22 protein-coding genes are annotated in these 23776 nt (G+C 63.6%); 17 read left to right on the top strand and 5 right to left on the bottom strand.

Features of this window, described 5'->3' with window-relative positions; all coding sequences use genetic code 11:
- Positions 1-94 precede the first annotated feature (94 nt).
- The 12 genes from ACX12D_RS17535 to ACX12D_RS17480 all read left to right on the top strand — a co-directional run bounded on the left by ACX12D_RS17535 (position 95) and on the right by ACX12D_RS17480 (position 9501).
- Positions 95-391, top strand: a complete 297-nt coding sequence (locus ACX12D_RS17535) for an addiction module antidote protein (protein ID WP_459372109.1) — start codon at positions 95-97, stop codon at positions 389-391.
- Positions 392-1831: 1440 nt separating this feature from the next.
- Positions 1832-2752 (top strand): hypothetical protein, encoded by a 921-nt coding sequence (locus ACX12D_RS17530; RefSeq protein WP_459372107.1) that lies wholly within the window; start codon positions 1832-1834, stop codon positions 2750-2752.
- A 122-nt stretch (positions 2753-2874) separates the two neighbouring features.
- Positions 2875-3183, top strand: coding sequence for a helix-turn-helix transcriptional regulator (locus ACX12D_RS17525; protein WP_459372106.1), 309 nt, complete (start codon positions 2875-2877; stop codon positions 3181-3183).
- Positions 3184-3185: 2 nt separating this feature from the next.
- The gene (locus ACX12D_RS17520) at positions 3186-3953 is read left to right on the top strand and encodes a KilA-N domain-containing protein (RefSeq protein WP_459372105.1); all 768 of its coding nucleotides are present in this window, start codon (positions 3186-3188) and stop codon (positions 3951-3953) included.
- Positions 3940-4353, top strand: a complete 414-nt coding sequence (locus ACX12D_RS17515; protein ID WP_459372104.1) for a helix-turn-helix domain-containing protein — start codon at positions 3940-3942, stop codon at positions 4351-4353. The genes ACX12D_RS17520 and ACX12D_RS17515 overlap by 14 nt, the downstream gene beginning before the upstream one ends.
- A gap of 383 nt (positions 4354-4736) precedes the next feature.
- Entirely contained in the window at positions 4737-4925 is a 189-nt protein-coding gene (locus ACX12D_RS17510; protein ID WP_459372103.1) for a hypothetical protein, read from the top strand.
- Complete coding sequence (locus tag ACX12D_RS17505) at positions 4918-5202, top strand: hypothetical protein (RefSeq protein WP_459372102.1); 285 nt, start codon at positions 4918-4920, stop codon at positions 5200-5202. The genes ACX12D_RS17510 and ACX12D_RS17505 overlap by 8 nt, the downstream gene beginning before the upstream one ends.
- Positions 5195-5506 (top strand): hypothetical protein, encoded by a 312-nt coding sequence (locus ACX12D_RS17500; RefSeq protein ID WP_459372101.1) that lies wholly within the window; start codon positions 5195-5197, stop codon positions 5504-5506. The genes ACX12D_RS17505 and ACX12D_RS17500 overlap by 8 nt, the downstream gene beginning before the upstream one ends.
- 37 nt (positions 5507-5543) lie before the next feature.
- Complete coding sequence (locus tag ACX12D_RS17495) at positions 5544-5801, top strand: hypothetical protein (RefSeq protein ID WP_459372100.1); 258 nt, start codon at positions 5544-5546, stop codon at positions 5799-5801.
- Positions 5802-5873: 72 nt separating this feature from the next.
- Complete coding sequence (locus ACX12D_RS17490; RefSeq protein ID WP_459372099.1) at positions 5874-6239, top strand: hypothetical protein; 366 nt, start codon at positions 5874-5876, stop codon at positions 6237-6239.
- A gap of 89 nt (positions 6240-6328) precedes the next feature.
- On the top strand, positions 6329-9250 hold the full coding sequence (locus ACX12D_RS17485; RefSeq protein WP_459372098.1) for a DUF927 domain-containing protein: 2922 nt from the start codon (positions 6329-6331) through the stop codon (positions 9248-9250).
- On the top strand, positions 9247-9501 hold the full coding sequence (locus ACX12D_RS17480) for a hypothetical protein (RefSeq protein ID WP_459372097.1): 255 nt from the start codon (positions 9247-9249) through the stop codon (positions 9499-9501). The genes ACX12D_RS17485 and ACX12D_RS17480 overlap by 4 nt, the downstream gene beginning before the upstream one ends.
- 463 nt (positions 9502-9964) lie before the next feature.
- Here the strand turns inward: ACX12D_RS17480 and ACX12D_RS17475 are convergent, their stop codons facing one another.
- The 5 genes from ACX12D_RS17475 to ychF form a co-directional block, all read right to left on the bottom strand.
- Positions 9965-10390 carry a GNAT family N-acetyltransferase gene (locus tag ACX12D_RS17475; RefSeq protein ID WP_459372096.1) on the bottom strand — a complete coding sequence of 142 codons (426 nt, stop codon included), beginning with the start codon at positions 10388-10390 and terminating at the stop codon, positions 9965-9967.
- A 17-nt stretch (positions 10391-10407) separates the two neighbouring features.
- Positions 10408-10914 (bottom strand): GNAT family N-acetyltransferase, encoded by a 507-nt coding sequence (locus tag ACX12D_RS17470; RefSeq protein WP_459372095.1) that lies wholly within the window; start codon positions 10912-10914, stop codon positions 10408-10410.
- 933 nt (positions 10915-11847) lie between these two features.
- Entirely contained in the window at positions 11848-13101 is a 1254-nt protein-coding gene (locus ACX12D_RS17465) for a hypothetical protein (RefSeq protein WP_459372094.1), read from the bottom strand.
- A 160-nt stretch (positions 13102-13261) separates the two neighbouring features.
- Positions 13262-14545, bottom strand: coding sequence for a tyrosine-type recombinase/integrase (locus ACX12D_RS17460; protein ID WP_459372093.1), 1284 nt, complete (start codon positions 14543-14545; stop codon positions 13262-13264).
- A gap of 229 nt (positions 14546-14774) precedes the next feature.
- A complete protein-coding gene (gene ychF, locus ACX12D_RS17455; protein WP_441640263.1) occupies positions 14775-15866 on the bottom strand; it encodes a redox-regulated ATPase YchF in 1092 nt (363 codons plus the stop codon).
- A gap of 333 nt (positions 15867-16199) precedes the next feature.
- Between ychF and ACX12D_RS17450 the strand changes: the two genes are divergently transcribed.
- The 5 genes from ACX12D_RS17450 (at position 16200) to ACX12D_RS17430 (ending at position 23746) form a co-directional block, all read left to right on the top strand.
- The gene (locus tag ACX12D_RS17450; protein WP_459372092.1) at positions 16200-17462 is read left to right on the top strand and encodes a UbiH/UbiF family hydroxylase; all 1263 of its coding nucleotides are present in this window, start codon (positions 16200-16202) and stop codon (positions 17460-17462) included.
- 71 nt (positions 17463-17533) lie between these two features.
- Positions 17534-18283, top strand: a complete 750-nt coding sequence (locus ACX12D_RS17445) for a DsbC family protein (protein ID WP_183034139.1) — start codon at positions 17534-17536, stop codon at positions 18281-18283.
- An 89-nt stretch (positions 18284-18372) separates the two neighbouring features.
- Positions 18373-19362 carry an acrylyl-CoA reductase (NADPH) gene (acuI, locus tag ACX12D_RS17440; RefSeq protein WP_459372091.1) on the top strand — a complete coding sequence of 330 codons (990 nt, stop codon included), beginning with the start codon at positions 18373-18375 and terminating at the stop codon, positions 19360-19362.
- A 44-nt stretch (positions 19363-19406) separates the two neighbouring features.
- Positions 19407-21212: a M61 family metallopeptidase gene (locus tag ACX12D_RS17435; RefSeq protein WP_459372090.1), complete on the top strand. Its 1806-nt coding sequence runs from the start codon at positions 19407-19409 to the stop codon at positions 21210-21212.
- Between the two features lie 35 nt (positions 21213-21247).
- Positions 21248-23746 (top strand): FUSC family protein, encoded by a 2499-nt coding sequence (locus ACX12D_RS17430; RefSeq protein ID WP_459372089.1) that lies wholly within the window; start codon positions 21248-21250, stop codon positions 23744-23746.
- Positions 23747-23776 lie beyond the last annotated feature (30 nt).

Raw genomic sequence — 23776 nt, 5'->3', positions numbered from 1 at the left:
GCCCACTTCGCACTTCAGGCGACGATAAGTCGACTCAGAAAGCCGACATCAAGCGAGCTAAGGAAATGCGGAAAACGATCAAGAAGGAGTCATCATGAACAAGATCGAAGTGGCGCGCTTCGATGCCTCGGACTATCTCGACAGCGAAGAAATGATCTCTGAGTACCTCAATGCAGCCTTGGATGAGGACGACACTGCAGTGCTGCTTGCCGCTATTGCGGACATTGCCAAGGCACGTGGTATGACCAGAGTGGCTGCCGACTCTGGACTTGGCCGTGAGAGCCTTTACAAAGCACTCGTTCCGGGCGCAAAGCCTCGCTTCGACACCATCATGAAACTCCTGCACGCGCTCGGCGTGAAGCTCACGACAGTGCCGGACGCTCACGCATAACTAACCGACGCCACGGGCAAAAACAAAAACCCCCGCCACCTCAAGGGGTGGCGGGGGTTTTTGTTGTCGGAGGAAGTTCTCCGACGGCCGATATTCGGCTTAGACGTTAAACCGCAATAGATGCCAGAAACCAGCGCCGGTGCTAGGAGTGGTGGGCTTGATCCCCATTTCGTACCCGCTTTTATACCCGCTTTTTGAAAAGTGTCCCCCTCGGGCGAGCCAGCGCCGACCCTGGTGCCAGCCTGCTGGCCCGTGCTAAGGCAGGCATGGAAGGAGTGCCAGGAAAAGCTAGCGGCAAAAGTGCTTGGTGACATTGGTGACAAGCTATGGAATCGTCCGGAAAGCCATGCCAGTCAACGGTTTCAGTGTCACCAACTATCTTTGTGTTTTTTGGTGACACACATATATTTTGGTGACAAAGTTGGTGACAGCGCTAAATCGGCCACGGTGGAATAAGGCTTTGCGGGCCGTTTCTTCCCGCAAACCCGCTTGGCGTCGTGATATTTGCCTTTCAATATGGTTGATGGTAATGGCGCTGGGTAGATTTCTCCCCCTTACTGGAGCTGGTGTTGCCTGACGCCGGCCGAAGAGCAGCGCGGAGGGAATCTCCCCGCGCCACCCGTGCCCCCCGCAGGATGGCTGCGCCCAGGTTCTCCGTGTAGATCGGCCGTGACACACCGGTGAGGCATCCAGCGGGCCGCACGCTTGCCGCTCGATGCCGACGAGGTGGTGGTGCCCGGCGTCCGCTCAGGCGGGCCGTGGTGGCCTGTAGCGTGAGAGCCTGGCGGTGCGGCGGTGGCGGCCTGGTGGAGGCCCTATTCACGCGGCGGCCGGCGAGCTGCTGACCAGCCCCAAGACATGCGTGCCGGCGACGTGCCCACACTCGATGCGTGCGGCCAGCCATCCAGCGTGGCAACGCCGTCCACCATCACGATAGATCGGGCGGTGGTGCCGCTGCAGCGCTCGCAGCGGGCTGCAGGCTCGCCCCTCGATGCCGACCAGGTGGTGCGCCCTATGCCCTGCTCATGCGTGTCGTGGCGGCCAGCGTTAGCACCTGGCGGTGTCGGTAGCGGTGTGGCAGAGGTTCCATTCGCGCTGCACCTGGTGGGCAGCCGGCTAGCACCAGGGCGATGCTGGCGTGGTGACGTGGTCTGTCACCTAGCGCTGCCGGAGTCGATCCACCTTCACGGTAGATCGCGTGTAGCCGGCCAGCGGGGCCGCTACCAGGCCGTGGGCTCGCCGCTTATGCGTGCCGGGCGGTGACGGCTTGCAATGGGTAGCTGGGCTTCCAGTGGCCCGCACAGAGCCTAGGTCGGAACGGGGGGCGGTGGGTTTCTATGGCGGTAGAATCGCCCCGGTGAGGCCTAGGGCGGCCACCCGAAAGCCGGATACCTTCACCGGTTGGCCTCGCATCCCTCTGAAGGTCGCTAGGAGGCAAGCGTGTTGGTATTCAGTCAATGGATGGCGGATATAGAGTGGTGGGAGTCGTTGGCACCTGAGCAGCAAGCGCTTGAGCTCAAGGCGGGTGGGCGAGGCCTCGCGGTGAAGCAGGGGTTGGCGCAGCAGGATGCGCAGCGAGCTGCGATGGCCGATGAGCACCGGCAACGCCTGGATCGCGCACCAGCATTGCTAGAGGCGCTGCGGGATGACACGCTCAAGCTCAGGTTGCGCCCCTTGCAGCCGGAGGTTGTTGCGCGTCTTGAGGAGACCTTAGGCGAGCTATGCCCGCATGGAACTTGGGGTCCTGTCATGACGCGTGATGCGAATGCTATTGCACTCGTTCGGGAAGCGGACATGGCGTTGATTTTTGCTCGGGCAATGATCGAGAACCAGCAGTGCGAAGCCTTTGCCGATTTGCTTTTGCGCTCCGAGAATGCTGACCCGGAGATTAATGAGAGGCTGGCATCCGGATCGATCAGCGCCGCATTTTTGCGACGATTTGTGCAGCGCGAGAGACAGCTTGCCGGTTGGGATGCGGAACAGGAAACCCGCGAAGACATAGACCGCCAGATGCGGGAGGACTCCCCTAAAGCGCTCCGAAAACTGCGGTCTGATATTGCGAAGCTGAGTCATGCAAGTAGGCCCCAGCAAGAGGCCTTCTATACGTGGGTGACATTGAGGCAGCCGCGACTTGAATGGATCGTAGAACTGGATGCTCAACCTTATGAAGATGATCTAAGGGCTTGCCTTGGCGAGCCATCCGACTGGCCAATCTTAGGCACATTGAAAGATTGGTATCTCGGTGCTATGCAAAAGATCGAGCCAGACTTCACGCTGAAGACAGGCCGTCCACCTTCGAGGATCCAGAGAGCGCGCCTGCACAACCTCAATGACAAAAAAGGGAAAGCGGGAGGAAAATAAATATAGGTTTGTAGCTGAAACCTAGTTTGGGTTGCCGGGCGTAATGTTTTGTTTGGCTGTTGTTCTTTATTGTGAAGCCTCTTGCGGCGCATGCCGCGCCACTCAAGCCAAGAGGTCCCAACATGAAAGCGCATCTCCCGTCGCCCATGACTGCGACGGCATCAGTCGCCCACCACCCATTGCCGGGAACGAAGGAAGAGCCTCGGCGCCCCCATGCAGCCGCTGCGGTGGAAATTGCCGTGGGCGTTCTCGGTGGGCAGCTCTACCGAAAGGCCACGATCAGCGCGATCACTGGCCTTTCGTCATCCACGATTGATCGCAAGATCAAGAAAGGGGAGTTTCCCGCCCCCCTCAAGTTGGGCACCAGAACGGTCGCTTGGCGCTCCGCAGACATATCAGCATGGATGGCTTCGCTTTCGGTGCCGGAGTGACCATGACACGCGTCGTTCCTTTCGACTATCAGGGCGAGGCGGTGAGCTTTACCGCAGATGGCTGGATCAACGCTACAGCGGTAGCTGCCTCATTCGGCAAGCGACTCGATCACTGGCTTGCCAATGCCGAAACGCAGAAGTACCTATCCGCGCTGGCGGCGATACTAAATACCCGGAATCCCGGGGATTTGGTTCGTACGCGCCGGGGCCACAACGGCGGAACCTGGCTGCACCCGAAGTTGGGGGTGGTATTCGCACGCTGGCTCGACGTGCGTTTTGCCGTCTGGTGCGATGCGCGCATTGATGACCTGTTGCGCGGCCCGGGCCTCGATGATTGGTGCACTTGGCGTGCTGACGCATCGGCCACGTTTCGAGTGATGACGGATGCCGTTTTCTTCGCCCGCCAGCTCGATGGAAAAGAGACCCGACATCACCACTACAGCAACGAAGCGCGCTTGGTCTGCTGGGCGCTCACTGGGCAGTTTGCCACGTTGGATCGCAGCGCATCGGCGGAAAAGCAACTGCAGCAGCTCACCTTACTTGAGCAGCGCAATACGTTCTTTCTGGCACGTGATGTCGCCTACGAAGAGCGCAAGGCAGCGCTTCGTGCTTATGGCGCCGAGCTGCGCGGCCAAAAGGCTGGCCGCTTGGCGGGCGGTGGACATGAAAACCCCGAAATGATCGCAGCCGCATCCAATCGGGCGTGCGATTGGGCGGCGGGTGCTGCGGCCGTTTCTGGTGAGGGTGAGGCGGACCATGATGGCGCGTAACGGAAATAACGGAAAGCCTGATGCCGCCCAGCGTTCGATTGCTACGCTGCGCCCGGGGGAAGTGGACCGCTATGGAAATGTCCGCCTGCGTCACGTGAGCGCCTACCTGGGCAATGCCCCGTACCAGGTGAAAGTGCCGGCGGATCGTCGGATGATGTGCAAGAGCATTGAGGGCGGCAGACGTGCAGAAGCCGAGCGCGCCCGCCTGCTCGCCGGCCTGCGCCGGGGGGCGCTGGATAGCCTCGCTGCAGCTCGCGTCCATTGCATCCAGGACGTACCGCGTCGCGTGCTTGAGCTGCGGGCGCAAGGCTACAAAATTACGACGCACCTGGAGTGGCGCGTTACGTCGGATGGCAAGCGACACAAGGTGGCGGTATATGCGCTGGAGGGCGGGGCATGATGTGTTCCCGCCTGCGCCTGGTGGCCATCTCCGCCGCCCTGACGCTCGCCCGCTGCGGCCCCGAGCCCCTTGCCTTGGTACTGGCCTCGCAGGCTTCGCCAGCGTGGGCTTTCGCCACGGCGGCTAGCTCGCGCTATACTGTGCCTGTCGCTGCAACCACAGCGGCCGGGATTGGCGTCCCGAACAAGAAGGCGGACGACCGCCGCCAGGCGGTATTTTTACGTCCGTCATGCCTTTGCGCGCCTTCATTGGGCGGGCCTGGGCGGGGGAGCCTTCGGGCTCGCCGGTTCCTTCTTGCCGGTACGCCAACCCTGCCTTGCGCCCGCCCACCCCGATTGGCGTCGGGGAGCGGGGTTCGAACCGCCCAAGAAGGAGGCCGCACAATGCGCCAATCTCCGCTCGCCCATACTGGGCAATCACCCCTTCCCGAAATCCTCGCTATCGTCCGCACCGCGTTGCGTGATGCCGTTTCCGCGTCCACAGACCGCGAATCGCTCGACGTGGCCGGCGCCGCCCTGGTGGCTGTTGCTGAGCGTGTGCGTGCCATGCAAGGGGAGGCGCGCCATGTGTAAGCAGCAAGCCACCCGCGAGGGTCTGCGCGAAACTGCGGAGACGGCAGAGCACGTCTGCATCGTAGCTATGGATTGCTTCACAGGCCTGACAGCGATCTGCGAGGCCATCATTCGTCTGGCGTCCGTCAAACACAAGCCCGACAACTTGGATGCTATCGAAGGGCTTGCCCGCCTAGGCGCGCGTATGGCCGACGAGACTCACAATGACGTAGACCTGCGCCGGGACGAGTTCCAGGCGCGGTGGCGCAGGCTTGTTGGAGAGCCGAGCCATGTCTGAATCATCGGAAGCGCTCCACCACCTCTCGATCACGCGATATGGCGTTACGGCGCATCGTGCGGGAGACGACACAATACTTTCAAACCGCGCGGTGCTTTCGGAGCCCGTGGATATGGCCGTAGGCAGGGCTGAGCAGCTTCACGCGCTCCTGACGATGACTCGTGGCGAGGGCTTCGAATACTTCACCAGGCTGGACAAGCCCCTGCAAGAGGCGTTGCTGACCCTTGCCTCTGGCCTAGCGCTAGAGGTTCAGCTCTTGAGCGAACTGCAATCCGCGCCAAGAGGGGAGGCGTGCCATGTGTAAGTCATGCGAATGCCGCACGTGCCAGGCGCGCGAGCGAGTGAGTCAGGCTCAGGCCGCCTTGGGAGACGTAGCCAAGGGAAAGGTGTCGAATGCGATCAGTGCCCTGCACGGGATTCGCTGGGCGGCCGGCCATGCCCATTCTGAGGACGATATAGACGCCTTCCTGTGCTTGATCGATGCTGTGCTACCCCACGTCGGCGCGGAACTGGAGACGGTGCACAGCGCATTGGGTGGCACGCCTATTGGCTATTTTGCGCCCGCGAACAGGGAGGGCGACCATGCGCGTCAACTCTGATGTTGTTGGCCGCTGTCTGAATGATCTGTTTCCCTGGTCTACAGCCAGGATCACCAACGCGGAGGATAAGGCGTGACCACTACGACTCGAACGAAGACGGCCACTGTGCCGGCCATCAAGCGCGCCCCTAGCTTCTGCGTCGCCTTTCCTTTGGAACTGCAATGGGCCGTCGATCTTGGCGTTGGCGCAGCGGAAGAAATGCTGCCCTACCTGGGCCGATTGCGATTGCATGAGCTCATGCGCGACTCGGCGCAGCAACTTAAGCGAGCCTTGCTCAGTGGTGCCAAGTTGGTGCCGGAGCCGCCCGACGAGCGGCTGATAGCGGCGTCCGTAGATGCGTACATGGCTGGCTTGGTCGGACGGCTTCAGCAGCACCTCATTGCGGGCATGGGCCTTCCCACCGACGAGGAAGCGCAGGACGCACCCAGCGTCCACTAAGCGCCAATACCGATGAAATGCAAACCCGTGCTGGCTCCACTAGGAGCTGGCGGGGCGCACTCGCGCCCGGAATCTGTAGAGGAAGCTTGATGCAACGAGAGCACACCCCGGAAAAGATACGCGCCGCACTGGCCTGTATCCCGGCTGACGACCGGGAATTGTGGCTGCGGATGGGCATGGCCCTCAAAAACGAGTACGGCGACGATGGTTGGCCTCTCTTCAACGAGTGGAGCGCATCCGCGGCGAACTACGATGCGGCGGCCGCTGCTGCTACCTGGAAGAGCTGCAAGGCTTCGGGAGGCGTGGGCCTTGGCACGCTGTGGCGCGAAGCCATGGGGCGCGGCTTCGATCCTAAGCGGTTTGGGCCGGTGCCGGCCTTGTCGAAAGAAGAGACGGCGCGCCGCAATGCCGAGCGCAAACAACGTGAGTTGAGTGACAAGGCAAAACAGGAGGACGGGCAGCGCGAGGCTGCCGCCAAGGCTGCTGAGCTGTGGGGGGCGGCGGCCGAGTCAGGCAACTCGCCCTATCTCAAGCGCAAGGGCGTGGAGGCCCACGGCGTGCGCTTTGGCAAAGGCTGCATCCTGGTGCCGGTGCGTGACGCTGCCGGCCAACTGTGGAACCTGCAGCGGATCTATGGCAGACCCCTGGCCGGTGGCAATGACAAGATCTTTTTGAAGGGTGGGCGCGTGTCGGGCTGCTATCACGTGATTGGCACACCGGATGCAACCGGATGGCTGCTGGTGGCCGAGGGATATGCCACGGCCGCGACGTTGCACCAGGTGTGCGGCTTGCCGGTGGTGGTGGCCTTCAATGCGTCGAACCTGCGGCACGTGGCAGAAACCATGCGGCGGCTCTTCCCGGATGTGCAACTGCTTATCTGCGCCGATGATGACCGGGCCACCGAAGCGGAGACGGGCAAGAATCCGGGGCTGCTGGCGGCCAAGGACGCCGCGCGGCGGGCACGTGGTCAGATGGTGGCGCCGGCAGGCTTGCCAGACGATGGCAGCGACTTTAACGACCTGGCTCGGGCTTCTGGAACTGAGCAGGTGCGCCTGCAGCTTGAGGCAGCTATGCGGCCGGAGCTTTCGGCAGTGCCTGCAGCGGAGAGCATCGATAGAGCTGCGGCAAGCCAGCAGGCAGCCGCTACGCGCGACGTAAAGGTGCAGGGCGGGGGTGAGGTGGCCGCCACCAAAGCGAAAGCGCCTAAGGCCGCTAAATCGGCCCGGCCGGCTGGCCGCCCATGGTTCGATGTGGACAGCAAAGGGGTTTGGTATCACGGCTTTAGCGATCAGGGCGACCCGTTGCCGCCATACTGGGTCTGTTCGCGGCTCGATGTCGAGGCCAAGACCCGCGACGAACACAATGGCGAGTGGGGTTTTCTCCTGGTGGCCAACGATGCAGACGGCCACCCGAAGCAATGGGCGATGCCTGCGCGCATGTTGGCTGGCGATGGCACGGAATACCGGGCGACGTTGCTTTCCATGGGCGTCAACATCGCACCTGGTTCGAAGGCAAAGAACCTGCTGACAACGTACATCCAGACGGCCGCGACGGAAACGCGGGCGCGCTGTACGGATCGCATCGGCTGGCATGGGAGCGCGTTTGTGTTGCCGGATCGCACCATAGGGGAGGCGGAGGGTGAGCGCGTGCTGTTCCAGTCGGCTGCGGGCGTTGTGTCGCAGTTCAAGCAACGTGGCACGCTCGATGAGTGGAAAACGCAGGTTGCGGCGGCGTGCGTTGGTAACACGCGGTTGACCTTCTGTGCCTCTGCGGCATTCGCGGCGCCGCTCCTGCATCATGCGGGCTTGCAGTCGGGCGGCTTTCACCTGGTAGGGGATAGCTCCAGCGGCAAGACAACGGGCCTACGCGTCGCGGCCTCAGTGTTTGGCGGACGTGACTATGCGCGGAGCTGGCGGGCAACTGACAACGCCTTAGAACTGACCGCTGCGCAGCATTCGGACGCGCTACTCATTCTGGATGAGATTGGCCAGGTCGATCCAAAAATCATCGGGGATACGGTCTATATGCTGGCCAATGAGGCCGGCAAGGGTCGCGCCACTCGCACCGCCACAGCACGGCCGGCGCTCACGTGGCGGCTGCTGTTCTTGTCCGATGGCGAAATCAAACTATCCGATCACATGGCCGAGGCCGGCAAGGTGGCCAAGTCGGGACAAGAGATCCGCTTAGCCAACATCCCGGCCGATGCCGGTAAGGGCCTGGGCGTGTTTGAAGACCTTTGCGGGTTCGTCTCGGGCAAGGCCTTGTCCGATCACCTGCAGGAGGCCACGCGAAGCTACTACGGCACGGCGGGCATGGGCTTCATTGAGTGGGCGGTGGCCAACCAAGCCGAGCTTGCGGAGGTCTTGCGGGAGGGGGTTAGCGCCCTGGTGAGTGATTGGGTGGCGGGCAGCGCTCACGGCCAGGTATTTCGCGTGGCATCGCGATTTGCACTGGTGGGGGTAGCCGGCGAACTGTCCACCAGTGCCGGCCTAACTGGCTGGCCGGCGGGCTGGGCCACATCGGCGGCGCGGGCTTGCTTTGATGCGTGGCTGACTGAACGCGGCGGGGCAGGCAGCGGCGAGCATAAGTCAATGGTTCGGCAGGTACGCAGCTTTCTGGAACTGCACGGGGATGCGCGCTTTACCTGGGTGAATCGTGCGGCGGATGATCACAAGCCCAATACGATGAATCGGGCGGGATACAAGCGCCTGGTAACGGGCAGCGGTACACCGATAAACACGAATACTGACTACCTACGCGAGTTTGGCGACAAGATGAGCCCGGAAGCGGCCGAGGCATCTGCGTGCGAGTACTTCATCCAGCCCGAGGTCTGGCGCAGGGAGGTGTGTAAGGGTTATGACCCGAAGGCGGTGGCCGCGCTGTTGATGGCGATGGGCGTGCTGCAGCACGAAGAATCGAGCGGCCGGCCGGACAAGCTGATGCGCATACCCGGTGTGGCGCGAGCGCGCGTGTACTGCGTCTCGGCCGGGCTTTTCGAGCTGGATGTATGAAACCTGTTCGCACCGAGGATGACTATCGGCGGACGCGTCTCCGCCTGCGATGGCTACGCTATCGCGTAAGGATCTGCGCTGCGTTTGAGCTGTGGGAATCGGGGGGCGCTTATCGTGCCCGAGTGGAGCAGATCGAGTGCCAATATCCCTTTCTGCAGCTCGCCCGTCAGGCGGCCCGGCAAGACCCGCTGTTGCGGCCGGTGTCGATCCGTCTGGATGACTGGCGTGAGGGCATCGATATTCCCTATTGAGTGGGCTCTTACCGGTGGCTTGCAGCTCGCCCCCTGCCTTTGGAACTACCCTCTCAACGGTGACGCGCCGGCAGGGCCTGCAGCGGGCCGCAGGCTCGCCGCTCGATGCCGACGAGGTGGTGGTGCCCGGCGTCCGCTCAGGCGGGCCGTGGTGGCCTGTAGCGTGAGAGCCTGGCGGTGCGGCGGTGGCGGCCTGGTGGAGGCGCTATTCGCGCCGCAGCCGGCGAGCTGTTGGCCAGTTCCAAGCCACGCGTGCCGGCGACGTGCCCATGTCTCAATGCCAGTGGCCAGCAAACGGTAAGGTGCGCAGCCCATGGACGCGAACACCACAAGGTACGCCGTATGGACAAGACCTCCTCCCGACAGGCCGTTGCCGTTTCGGCCGTTTGACCCACAGGAAAGCGGACCTTCAGCCCACTGGTCGAATGTTGCGTGCGCCTTGAGCGCCACGCCGGGGCACGCACTACCGGTGCATGTCATCGAGCCTTTTATGCATGTAATGCCGTTCATGTTTGCCGCTGAACGCCTCAAGCCGACCGAACTCCGTATAGCCGAGCTGTTGATAAAAGCCGAGCGCCTGAAAACTGAATGTATCGAGAAAGGCGTGCTTGCAGCCGCGCAAACTTGCTTCGTCTTCTGCGGCGTTCATTAATCGAGAAGCATGCCCCTTGTTTCGATGTGCCTCGCTTACCCAAAGCTTGTGGACTTCGAGGTATTGCCAGTAGGTATCCGCCAACAAGCCGCCAATGATGCTGCCGTCCGCGTCGCGTGCAAATACGCGCAACAACCTAAAATCTCTAACTGTGAAGGTGGCGTTGTAGGTACCGAGTTGCGATGCCACGAATGAGTCATCCCGATCATTCCGCAGGTCAGTGACTTCGATTTTCATGATCTTGTCCTGCAACGTTAATGAGCTGGTTTTTCGTACAGTGACCAGACATAGCCACCGGGACCGGGCTCCTGCCACAGTCCTGCGCGGATGAAACCAAGCGACTCATACCAGGCGCATAGCTTTGCGTTGTGAGTGGGGCAGTCAAGCCGGACATAGCGCCGGTTCAAGCCGCGCACTTTGCTAGCGCAGCCGTCAAGCATGAAGCCGCCGAGTCCTCGTCCGTTAAAGCCAGTGCGTACACTCAGCCCGTGCACGTAAGCCGCGATCGGCTCCTGAGGCCCCCAGCGCTGCTCATCGTCCAGTTCGAGCGAAAACATGCCCGCCGGAGTGCCGTCCAGCTCAGCGACATACACTTCCTTTTGATCGACAGTGTTTCGCATCCATCGCTCGGAAACGCCGTCTCCTTCCTTGCCCCACGCGTAGTCGCGGTGCGCTACCTTCCATGCGTGTGCTTCGTTGCGGATCTGTGTGAGCACCGGGACATCCTCTGCCGTTGCCCGGCGGATGCTTTTCGAGTCCATCGCTGATATCTCCGTTGGACATTCTTTATGAATGAAAGACGAAAGACTGACGCAAATGTGCGTCGGATTGTCACCGATCTAGGTACAGATGTCGAATGACTGCAACTGGCCGATCCGAGTCGCTGAGCAGCACGCTGAAGGAACGGTAACGCCCGCAGCGGGCCGCAAGGCTCGCAGCTCGATGCGGACCAGGTGGTGACGCCCTGCGTCCCGCTCAGGCGTGCCGTGATGGCCTGTAGCGTGAGCGCCTGGCGGTGCGGCGGTGGTGGCCTGGTGGGGGCTCTATTCGCGCGACAAAATGGGCTGATTGAACCTAGCCCCAATAGGTGGAAGGGGCAGCGGCGAGGTTTTAGAGGGTAATTTATTGAAAATATCTGAATAATCGCGGAGGCGGGTTTGCGCCGCCTGTTGGTGCTTGCAGTCGCCCGGAGGCCGTTGATTTACTGTCAGGCCTGGTGCCACTTGTCACCAGTGTCACCAGCTCGGGACCCGCGTCACCAGCCGCTTTTGGTGACGCGCAAACCGTTGATTTAGAGCGGCTAGCGGTACTTATCCACAGGGTGTCACCACTGTCACCATGTTTTGAAAACGACTTCCAAGTTGATCGACGGAAGTGCGTGGGGATGTGGTCGGATCAATCAGAAAATATGAATGGCATCTAGTACCCCGTGCAAGAGGGGGGGGCGCCTCCCCGGTTAGGCCGGGGGCACCCCTTCGGGTGCAGCCAGGGGCACGCGGGTCCTTCCGGGGTCCGATCTCATGGGGGTCATTCGCACCGCATTCGTTTTCTAGACGAAATGCCTCCTAGGGTTAGTTAATTACCGACTGGTAGATAGATGGGGGATTGGACTGTTGGCGCGCATCTAACGCTGAAAGCAGCGTTGAGCCACGCGGCCCGACCCTCGGAGGGCGTCTTAGTCACCTTCCTGCTTATCAGTCATCTTCGCCCTTTAGATCTTCCGGAAGAACCCACCAATTTCCCTTTTTCTTCCGGACGAAGCGTTCGATGGCAAGCCGGTCAGGATCAGCAAAATGTGGGTCTTCTGGGTCCGGCGTGACGGTCGGAGCGTTCGTGAAGCTACGAAGGCTCTCGACAAGCTTCCTAGTCGCTTCGGAATCAACCTCAGGTGGTCGTTTGTCACGCTCTCGCCAGCCGGGAACGTGTTTATCCCACAACTGAATGATCAATGCGTCATCGTCGCCGACCGGAGACCGCGCAAAATTCATGATGCCGCGCTCACGCTCGCTCTGGGGCAGTTGGGCAAAGTGCCTGTTCTGACGACCTAGCTCCGCTTTGAGGTCCTGGCCCCAAACGAAGGTCTGGTTTGGGCGCAGAAACGGTGCGGCGCATTTTCTATGGAGCTTATCGGATGACGTGAATAGCATACAAAATGGCAAGTAGAACAAATACCCGATGTCTATGCGATTCGATGCCCGTTCTGTTGAAATGAGATTAGCCGCTATGCAAATCTGAAAGAAGAGTTCGACCGACAGCACATGCGCTGCGTATGGGGCGTATTGAGCGAGCGGGCGGTATTGATCGATTGACCAGCGCTCGAGTATCGGTCGATGTAGCTGGTGCGGTATATCGACGAATGTGAAGAGCAGTCCCATCAGCTCAAAGGGGCGGGAATTTGAGTGAACTAGGGTCGTTGCAATCTGATGCGCCTGGTCGACGGTCTTACAGAATTTTGAGTCGACCCCAAGTGCCTGCATACGCTTCGCTGTTCCCGCTAGATCAAGCGTCGTCAGCATCGTGCGCCAGCCTTTTGCAAAGCGGCGCTCGACCTCTTTGAAGTCGCCATGCTGCCATCGAGTGAACGCCTGCGCCTCGGGAGTTGAGTCGTACACAACGCCCTTGTGTCCTTCTTCGGATTGCACCGGGCGAGCGCCGGCGACGGGAATCTGGCCATCCATGGGCAGTCGGATTCCCATGAGATTCGAAATGCAAAGCTCCCGATGATGGATGCAAGGTCCGCCAGACAGCTCCGGTGTCTTGTCCGCAATTATCCTGACTTCGTCTTCTGCGGTGCGGCCTGACGAAGTTGTGCTCTTTGTCAGGTCGGCAAGCGTTTCAACGTAAAACAATGGGCAGATGTTGGGATAGAAGAAGCGGTCGAACCAAACAGACTCATCGATCGATAGCGATTGAAGGAATGATTTGTCGAAGAGCGCAATCGGACCCATATGTTTTTTCGAGGTGATTGACCAACGTGGAAGGACAACAGAGATGTTGCCGTGGGAAGCCGGCCACAACAACACCTTACACCGAGGGGTACAAGTGACTCTAACGCGCAATTGCGCACTATTTCGCCGTCCGGCCTTGCGCGTTCACTGCTGGGCTTGTTTATGTCGCGCCAGAAGCTGAAAGCTGCCTCCCAATTGGCACGATTTTGGCCCCCTGCTTCAATGCGTCAAGGTAGTCGGCCCACTGCTGCATCATCGTGGTCCGGTCCGCCAGGTGGTCGGCATGGTTGTAGGTACGGCGCACGGCGTTCGGCTCGGTGTGGGCGAGCTGGCGCTCAATCCAATCCGCAGGGAAGCCCATCTCATTGAGGCGCGTGCTGCCCGTGGTGCGGGTCGCGTGCGGGCTGTACGTGCCTGCCCAGCCGAGAGACTTCAAGGCCTGGCGCAGCGCCGCGTCCGTCATTGGCATCATCAAGTCGTCACGATGGGGAAAGACGTGCTCATGCCGTCCGGTCAGTGCGTGCAACGTGCGCAGCTCGGCCACCGCTTGGCGAGGTAGCGGCACGGTATGGGCCTTCCGCATTTTCATGCGCTCGGCCGGCGTGCACCAGGTGCCGGCGTCTAGGTCGATTTCACTCCAGCGTGCGCCCGTGATCTCGCCGGGGCGGCGAAGGGTCCACCACATGAGGCGAAAGGCGGCCACCGTCAGGCGGTTGCGGTCATATCCCTCCAGGTCGCGCAAGAGCTGGCCAATTTCCCCGGGTTCCAAGGGGCGCTTGTGCTGCGTCTTGTTCGGTGGCAGTGCGCGGCGCACCGGATATACCGGGTCGGTGTCGGCACGCAGCGTCGAGACGGCCAGCTCGAACACCCCCGACATGGTGCGCTTGGCCTCGGCCGCGACGGTGGGACCGTTGTCCTTGGCGGCAGTCTGGAGCACGTCTAGGGCGTGGGCTGGCTTGATGGTGTTGATCGGCAGCGCTCCAACCTTCGGGAAGACGATACGCTCCAGCATGTCGAGCCGCCGCGCCCTGGTGCTCTCCTGCCAGTCCTTGAGGGCGAGCCATTCCAGCGCGACGGCACGGAAGGTGATGGCTCTCGCTTGCTCGCGTCGGATGCGCTCTAGCTTTCGATGGTCGGCGGGGTTGATCCCCTGTGCCACCAGGCTGCGGGCCTTGGCGCGTTCCTCGCGGGCCTCGGCCAGCGTCAGGTTACCGCCATGACGGCGTAGCTCGGTTTGCTCGGGTGCTTCGCCCGCAGGCGCTGCACCATAGTTGCCGATGGCGAACACGTTTTCCTTGGCGTCGGCGCCAGCTCCCATTCGGAAGCGGTAGCGCCAGGCCTTGGCGCCGTTTGGCTTCACTTCCAGATATAGCCCCTGGCCATCGGTCAACTTGTATGGCTTGTCCTTCGGCTTGGCGGTACGGCACTGGGTATCGGTCAGCATGGCCTGTAGGCGGCGGAAAGCGGCCTGTAGTAAGGTTTTGCGGGAAAAAGCGGGTACGGTGTTCTGGCCGGTTGATGAGTTCCGGCTCGTCGTACCCGCTCTTATACCCGCTTTTTGCTGGGCTGGTGTGAACCCTTCCGATGCCTCCTGACGTAAAAAAGCCCGCTGGGATGCGGGCTGTAGGGCAATCGTGAAGTCGGCTGGGGTCTCGTGAACCCTTGCGTACGGCTTAGACGTTGAACAAGAAGTTCATCACGTCGCCATCCTTCACCACATACTCTTTCCCTTCCGCGCGCATCTTGCCGGCTTCCTTCGCGCCTTGCTCACCCTTGAAGGTAATGAAGTCCTCATAGGCGATGGTCTGGGCGCGGATGAAGCCGCGTTCGAAGTCGGTGTGGATCACGCCGGCCGCCTGCGGGGCGGTGTCGCCCACGTGGATGGTCCAGGCGCGGACTTCCTTCACGCCGGCGGTGAAGTAGGTCTGCAGGCCGAGCAGGGTGAAGCCGGCGCGGATCACGCGGTCCAGGCCGGGTTCTTCCATGCCGAGGTCGGCCAGGAACACGGCCTTGTCTTCGTCGTCGAGGTCGGCGATTTCGGCTTCGATGGCGGCGCAGACGGCCACGACCGGCGACTTGGTCTTGGCGGCGTGGGCGCGCACGGCGTCCAGGTGGGGGTTGTTCTCGAAGCCGTCTTCACGCACGTTGGCTACGTACATGGTGGGCTTGGCGGTGATCAGGCACAGCGGCTTGATGGCGGCCCATTCTTCATCGGACAGGTCGAGCGTGCGCACGGCCTTGGCTTCGTTGAGCACGGCCTGGGCTTTTTCCAGCACGGCCACCAGGCGCAGCGCTTCCTTGTCGCCGGCGCGGGCGGGCTTGATGTACCGGGCGTGGGCTTTTTCGACGGTGGAGAGGTCGGCCAGCGCCAGTTCAGTGTTGATCACCTCGATGTCGGACAGCGGGTCGACCCGGCCGGCGACGTGGATCACGTTCTCGTCTTCGAAGCAGCGCACCACGTGGGTGATGGCGTCGGTTTCGCGGATGTTGGCCAGGAACTGGTTGCCCAGGCCTTCACCCTTGGAGGCGCCCGCCACCAGGCCGGCGATGTCGACGAATTCGACCACGGCCGGCAGGATGCGCTCGGGCTTGACGATCTCGGCCAGCTTGGCGAGCCTCGTATCCGGCACTTCCACCACGCCCACATTGGGCTCGATGGTGCAGAACGGGTAGTTCTCGGCGGCGATGCCGGCCTTGGTCAGGGCGTTGAACAGCGTGGACTTGCCGACGTTGGGCAGGCCGACGATGCCGCATTTGAGGCTCATGGGAAACCTTTAAAAATCAATGGGTTGCGGTTCACCCTGGGTGCGTCCGGCGCACTGGAATGGCGCAGCGATGGGGACGCAGAGGGGAGGGTTCAGCACGAGACAACACAGCCAAAGCGGGGCGTTGCTCACCGGTTTTGTGCTGGGGTGCCATCAGAAAGATGGCTATTGTAACCTCGCCGGACGTTGCGCTGAACCGGCTGGCCGCGCCTGCCGCCTGCTCAATTTGTGCGCATCGAGGGCGTGCGCCCCTTTGCCGCAGGCGCCTGGGCGCCGCCTCATGCGCGCGAGAGCGCACCAAAGCCATCGTGCCGGGGTGGCTATAATCCACGCATGACTCGTCCATCTCCCTCCCGTTTCCAGGTTGCCGTGGTTGGCGGCGGCATCGTCGGCAAGGCTTGTGCGTTGCTGCTGGCCCAGCAGGGTATGCAGGTGGCGCTGGTTGCGCCGCGCTCTCCTGCTTCTGCCGCTACGGCGGATCCTGGCCAGTGGGACAGCCGCATCTACGCCTTCTCGGCAAGCTCGCAAGCCTTGCTGGAGCAGTTGCGCGTGTGGGAGGCGCTGGACCCGGCGCGGATGCAGCCGGTGTGCGACATGCGCGTGTTCGGCGATGCGAGCGCGGCGCAGGCCAATGCCTCGGCTACCGCCGATCTCCATTTCTCGGCCTACGCGGCCACCGTTGCGCAACTGGCGTGGATCATCGAATCCGGCCATGTGGAGCGCGTGCTCGATACCGCGCTGCGCTTCCAGCCCCAGGTGCACTGGCTCGACGATACCGCTGCGGCGTTCGCGCGCGACCATGATGGCGTGACGCTGACCCTGGCCGGCGGCGACAAGGTGCGCGCGGCTTGCGTGGTGGGCGCCGACGGCGCGCGCTCGTGGGTGCGCGAGCAATGCCACATTCCGGTCACCAAGCGGCACTATCGCCAGCTTGGCGTCGTGGCGAATTTTGAATGCGAGCTGCCGCACCAGGACACGGCCTGGCAGTGGTTCCTGGGCACGCCGCCCAAGCTGATGGCGGACGAGGAGCCGGCCAACGGCGAGATCCTGGCGTTGCTGCCGTTGCCGGGCCGGCGCGTGTCGATGGTGTGGTCGGCCGACGATGCCCATGCGAGCGAACTGCTGGCGCTGTCGCCCGAGGCGCTGGCCGATACCGTGATGCAGGCCGCCAGCGGTGCCGTGGGGCGCCAGTTTGGCGCGCTGCGCTGCGTGACGCCGGCGCAGGGCTTCCCCCTGGTGCTGCAGCGCGCCGATCAGTTTGTGCAGCCGCATGTGGCGCTGGTGGGCGACGCCGCCCACGTGGTGCACCCCTTGGCGGGGCAGGGCATGAACCTGGGTTTGCGCGATGTGGCGGAACTTGGCCGCGTGATGGCCGCCAAAGAGTCTTTCCGCGCAGAAGGCGACTTGCGCTTGCTGCGCCGCTACGAGCGCGCGCGCGCCACCGATTTGTTGTCGCTGACCGCGGCTACCGATGGCCTGCATCGGCTGTTTTCCCTGCCTGGCGGCGTGGCGCGCACGGTGCGCAATGCCGGCATGCGGGTCGTGGGCGGCCAGTCGCTGCTCAAGCGTTTTCTTATCGGCCGCGCGCTGGGCTGAGCGCTCAACCCTTGAACCTTGAATCCCGAGCTCGCTCGCGCGAACCGAATCATCGAATTACTGGAGTCATCATGTTGCATTTCCTGCGCCGCCGTCCCGCCCTGTCCGCCACCATCGTTGGCGGCATTGCGGCTGCCGGCTTCGCGCTGCACGCCATGGCGGCGGGCGAGCCCGGCACCGACCGCATCAAGGAATCGGTGCAAAAGATGCTGGGCGGGCGCGCTGAAGTGAAGAGCGTGGCCAAGACTCCCGTACCCGGCCTGTTCGAGGTCAACATCGGTGGCCAGGTGGTCTACACCGATGCCACCGGCCGCTACATCATCAACGGCGAGATGGTGGACTCCAAGACCGGCACCAACCTGACCGAGGAGCGGCTGGCCGACATCAACCGCATCAAGTGGTCGGACCTGCCGCTGGCGCGCGCGATCAAGTGGAGCAAGGGCGATGGCAGCCGCCAGGTGGCGGTGTTCTCCGACCCCAACTGCGGTTACTGCAAGCGCATCGAGCAGACGTTCCAGCAGATGGACAACATCACGGTCTACACCTTCCTGTACCCGGTGCTGTCGCCGGATTCGTCGGTAAAAGCCAAGCAAGTCTGGTGCGCGGCCGACCGCACCAAGGCCTGGCGCGACTGGATGATCAGCCACGTGGCGCTGACCGGCAACGGCAGCTGCAAGACGCCGGTGGATGACAACCTGGCGCTCGGCCAGAGCCTGAACATCACCGGCACCCCGGCCGTGTTCTTCATGGACGGCACCCGCATTCCCGGCGCCGCCGACGCCGCCACGCTCGAGCGCAAGCTCGCCAGCCTCAAGAAGTAAGCACGTCGCGCCGGCGGCCTTCCCGGCGCTGCCGTGCCGGAGCCGGCCGGTCGTCTTTGGTTAACAATCAAAAACCGGATGGAGACTCCATGACGTTCCAGGCATTGCTGCTGACCCAGGCCGACGGCGCGACCCAGGCCGCCGTTACCGCGCTCGACGAATCCAGCCTGCCCGCCGAGGGCGATGTGCTGGTGGCCATCGACTACTCCACCATCAATTTCAAGGACGGGCTGGCCATTACCGGCCGCTCGCCGGTGGTGCGCAAGTGGCCGATGGTGGCGGGCATCGACGGTGCCGGCACGGTGCTGGAATCCACCCATGCGCGCTGGAAGGCCGGCGACAAGGTCGTGCTCAACGGCTATGGCGTGGGCGAGACGCATTGGGGCTGCCTGGCGCAGCGCGCCCGCCTCAAGGGCGACTGGCTGGTGGCGCTGCCGCCTGCCTTCACCACGCAGCAGGCCATGGCCATCGGCACTGCCGGTTATACCGCCATGCTGTCAGTGCTGGCGCTGGAGCGCGCTGGCATCAAGCCGGGCGATGGCGAGGTGCTGGTGACCGGCGCCTCGGGCGGCGTGGGCTCGGTGGCCATCGCCATCCTGTCGAAGCTGGGCTATCGCGTGGTGGCCTCCACCGGCAAGACGGCCGAGGCGGATTTCCTCAAAGCGCTGGGCGCGGCCGAGGTGATCGACCGAACGGAACTGGGCAAGCCCAATAAGCCGATGCAGAAGGAGCGCTGGGCCGCGGTGGTGGACTCGGTTGGCTCGCACACGCTGGTCAATGCCTGCGCGCAGGTGCGCTACGGCGGCGCGGTCACCGCGTGCGGGCTGGCGCAAGGGCTGGATTTCCCGGCTTCGGTGGCGCCCTTCATCTTGCGTGGCATCACGCTCTACGGCATCGATAGCGTGATGGCCCCGATGGCCTTGCGCGAGCAGGCCTGGCAGCGGCTGTCGCAGGACCTGGAGCCGGATCGCCTGCGCGCGATCACCCGCGAGATCGGCTTGTCGGAGGCGATCGAGGCCGGGCGCAAGATCGTCGACGGTGGCATGCGCGGCCGCGTGGTGGTGAACGTCAACGCCTGAGCCGGCGCGTAGTCCGGGGCGGGCATGGCGCTACAATCACGCTCATGAAGCCGATCCATTACGCCATTGCCCCGCTTCAACCGGAAGCGCACCTGTTCGCCGTCACCGTCACGGTAGACGCCCCCCATCCCGCCGGCCAGCAGTTCTACCTGCCGGCGTGGATTCCCGGCAGCTACATGATCCGTGACTTCGCGCGCAATATCGTGCGCATCCGCGCGCAGGCCGGCGGCAAGCCGGTGGCGCTGACCAAGCTGGATAAGCAGAGCTGGCAGGCGGCCCCGGTGGACGGGCCGCTTACGCTCAGCTATGAGGTCTACGCCTGGGACTTGTCGGTGCGCGCCGCGCACCTGGACGCCACGCACGGCTTCTTCAACGGCAGCTCGGTCTTCCTCTGCGCCGAAGGGCAGGAAGACCAGCCCTGCACAGTCGATATCCATGCACCCGCCGGCGAGGCTTATGCCGGGTGGCGGGTCGCCACGGCCATGCGCGAAGCGCCCGGCCGCGGTGGCGCCAAGCGCTACGGCTTCGGCCGCTACCAGGTGGCCGACTACGACGAACTGGTCGATCACCCGGTTGAGATGGGCAACTTCACCATGGGCAGCTTCCGCGCCTGCGGCGCCCAGCACGACGTGGTGTTCACGGGCCGCGTGCCGCAGCTCGATCTGGAGCGCGTCTGCCGCGACCTGAAGCAGATCTGCGAAGCGCAGATCCGGCTGTTCGAGCCCAAGACCGAGGCCGCGCCGTTCCTCGACAGCAACCGCCGCTACGTGTTCATGACCATGGTCACGACGGACGGCTACGGCGGCCTGGAGCATCGCGCCAGCACCGCGCTGATGTGCGCGCGCGCTGACCTGCCGGCGCGCGGCAAGGCTGACGCCACCGAGGGTTACCGCACCTTCCTCGGCTTGTGCAGCCACGAGTATTTCCATACCTGGAACGTCAAGCGCATCAAGCCCGCAGCGTTCGTGCCCTACCGGCTGCGCGAGGAAACCTACACGCCGTTGCTGTGGCTGTTCGAGGGTTTCACCAGCTATTACGATGACCTGATGCTGGTGCGCAGCGGCCGCATCACCGAGAAGCAGTACGTGGAGCTGCTGGCCAAGACCTGGAACGGCGTGCTGCGCGGCAACGGCCGCACCAAGCAGAGCGTGGCCGATAGCTCGTTCGATGCCTGGACCAAGTACTACCGCCAGGACGAAAACGCGCCCAACGCCATCGTCAGCTACTACACCAAGGGCTCGCTCGTTGCCCTGGCGCTGGATCTCACCATCCGCACCAAGACCCGCAACCGCCGCTCGCTCGACGACATCATGCGCGCGCTGTGGCAGCGCTACGGCAGCGGCTTCTACGCGCCAGGCGCGCAGCAGCGCGGCGTGACCGAGGCCGAGGTGCACGCCTTGTTCGATGAGGTCAGCGGCTTGCGCCTGGGTGCGCTGCTGCGCTCGCTTACCGAAGGCACCAGCGAGCTGCAACTCGCCGCGCTCCTCAAGCCCTTCGGCATCAAGGCGGTGCCGACCAAGCCAGAGCGCAACGCCGCGCTTGGCATCAAGACCAAGACCGAGGATGGCTGGGTGCGCGTGACCCAGGTGCTCGACGGCGGCGCGGCCCAGGCGGCCGGGATCTCGGCGGGCGACCTGCTGGCCGCGGTGGACGGCCTGCGTGTCGCCCCTGGCCAGCTCGACAAGCTGCTGGCGCGCTACCGCGACGGCGATAGCGCCGAGTGCCATGTGTTCCGCCGCGATGAGCTGCATGTGCTGCCGCTGACCTTCGCGCGCGAGCCGGCGGCGCAGTACACCGTGACGGCCGAAGGCGGCCGCCAGGCCATGCGTGCGCGCTGGCTGGGCCTGTAGGCCGATTAGCCCCCAACGCCGCCGATCGCCACCACATGCAATACGCGCACGACGCCCGCACCTTCGTTTATTCGCATTACGTGTATCGCGGGCTGCGCTCCGCGACCGGGGTGATCGGCGCCACGCTGATCGCCTTGCAGTTCGCGGACCTGCCCACCGCCATGGTGGTGTCGATGGGCGCGCTGTGCACCAGCCTGATGGATCTGCCCAGCCCGTTCAACCACAAGTTCAACGAGATGCTGGCCAGCGTGCTGCTGTGCACGGCGGTGACCTTGCTGGTGGCCATGGCCACGCCGTTCCCGCGCGTGATGCCGCTGGTGCTGGTGCTGGTGACCTTCATGGCGGGCATGATGACTGTGTATGGCAACAAGACCTTGCCATTGCAGTTCTCGGCCTTGTTCGTCATGACGCTCACCATCAACGAGGACTTCGTGGTGCGGCGCGCGCTCGAGCATTCCTTGCTGTTCGGTATCGGCGCGGTGGCCTATATGGCGTACGCGATGGCGGTGAGCTGGGCCACGCAGCGGCGTACCAAGCAGCAGGTGCTGGCCGAGTCGCTGTACGAGATGGCCGGGTACCTCGAGATCAAGGCAGGCTTCTACGATGCCGGCAACGACTACGAGGTGCTGTTCAACCAGCTGGTGCGCCAGCAGATCGTGGTGGCGGAGCGCCAGCAGGCCGCGCGCGACCTGGTGCTGCGCGGCAACCGCACGACGCATGACGGGCTGCTGGTGCAGGTCCACATGCGCATGCTGGACCTGTACGAGTACATCCTCTCCACCAATACCGATTACCCGCTGCTGCGCCAGACCTTTGGCAGCACGCCGGTACTCGATCACTTGCGCCGCCTGGTGCAGTTGATGTGCAAGGACGTGGAGGGGATCGCCTACGACATCACCCGCGGCCGGCCTTCCTACGCTTCCGTGGATTACCGGGACGAGCTGCGCGCCGTCGCGCACGAGATCGCGCAATTGCGGTACCACCACATCAACCCGGCGGCGATGACGGCGGCGGTGGAAACGCTCGACATGATCAAGGGCGCCATCGTGCTGGTGGAGCAGCTGCACGAAGCATCGCGCACGCCGGTGGAGCCCAGCAAGGTGCTGCCCGGGCCGGACATGACGCCGTTCCTGACGCGCCAGCGCTACGAGCTCAAGGTGCTGCGCGACAATCTGAACTGGAAGTCGCCGGCGTTCCGCTTTGCGCTGCGCATCACCATGGCGGTGGGCGCGGGGCTGTGGATTGCCGAGCACCTGCCGTATGTGTCGCACAGCTACTGGATCCTGCTGACCATCATCGTCATCCTGAAGCCCAATTTCAGCATGACCAAGCAGCGCTACAACGACCGCCTGATCGGCACGCTGATCGGCTGCGTGATCGCGGTGGGCGTGCTCAAGGTCGTGCACCAGCCGCTGATCCTGCTGGGCGTGCTGTTCCTGGCGCTGGTGGCCAGCACGGCGTTCTCCACGATCAAGTACCGCTACACGGCCGTTGCCGCCTGCGTGCAGGTGCTGATCCAGATCAACCTGCTGGTGCCGGGCAGTTCCACGGTAGCGGGCGAGCGGCTGATCGATACCGTGATCGGCGGCGTGATCGCCACGGTGTTCAGCTTTGTGCTGCCCAGCTGGGAATATCGCGCGCTGCCCGCGCTGGTGGAAAACGTGCTGCAGGCCAACCGCCGCTACATTGCCGCCACGCGCGACCTGCTGCTGCGCGTGGCCAAGGACGATTTTGCCTACCGGGTGCAGCGCAAGCAGTTCATGGACAGCCTGTCCGCGCTGATCGGGTCGTTCCAGCGCATGCTCGACGAGCCTAAGAGCCGGCATCGCGCGGTGGACAACCTGAACCGCTTCATCGTGCAGAACTATCTGGTGGCGGCGCACGTGGCCGCGGCGCGCATCCAGGTGCGCGAACACTACGGCGAGCTGGACCTGCCGGCCGCCGAAGCCGCCATCCGCCAGGCCACCGATGCCGCAGCCAACAGCCTGCAGCTGGCCAGCGAACGGCTGGCCGAGGACGATCGTGCCGGTGGGCGGGGTGCGGGTTTCATCCGCGCGGTGAAGGACCCGGCGAAGGCGAAGGCGCCGGTGAAAGCCACGGAGACAGCAGGGCTGGTGCACGCTAGCGTTGGTGCCAACGTGGCGGCCGCCGTTGGTGTTGCCGATGATGGTGCCGATGGCGCCGATGGTGCCAATGTTGTGGCGGTGTCCGATACCCAGGCCGTGCGCGCCGCCGATGCTGCCATCGGCACGGAAGCGCTCGCCGCGCCGCCCGCGGCCGAAGACGCCAGCGAGCGTCGCGCCCGCCTGGCCGATTCCGCCGACCGCCGCCGCGCCGATGTGCTGGTACAGGCCGCGGCCTCGGGCGAGCTGACCCGGGCTGCCGGCGAGGCCGGCGGCACCGCCAGCACGGCGAGCTCCACCGGGCGCACCGCCAATGCCATCCTGGAGCGCCGCCTGCGCGCGCTGCGCGAGGACACCGCCAAGATCGCCCTGCGTACCGGCGCGATCGGCCGGGCCATGCGCGAGCGCTAGGAACCTGAAGAACCAGAATCCCAGGCTGTG

The organism is Cupriavidus sp. PET2-C1 (assembly GCF_054515855.1).
Note: the sequence above shows the minus strand (reverse complement) of the source record. Positions and strands in the feature narration are given on the sequence as shown.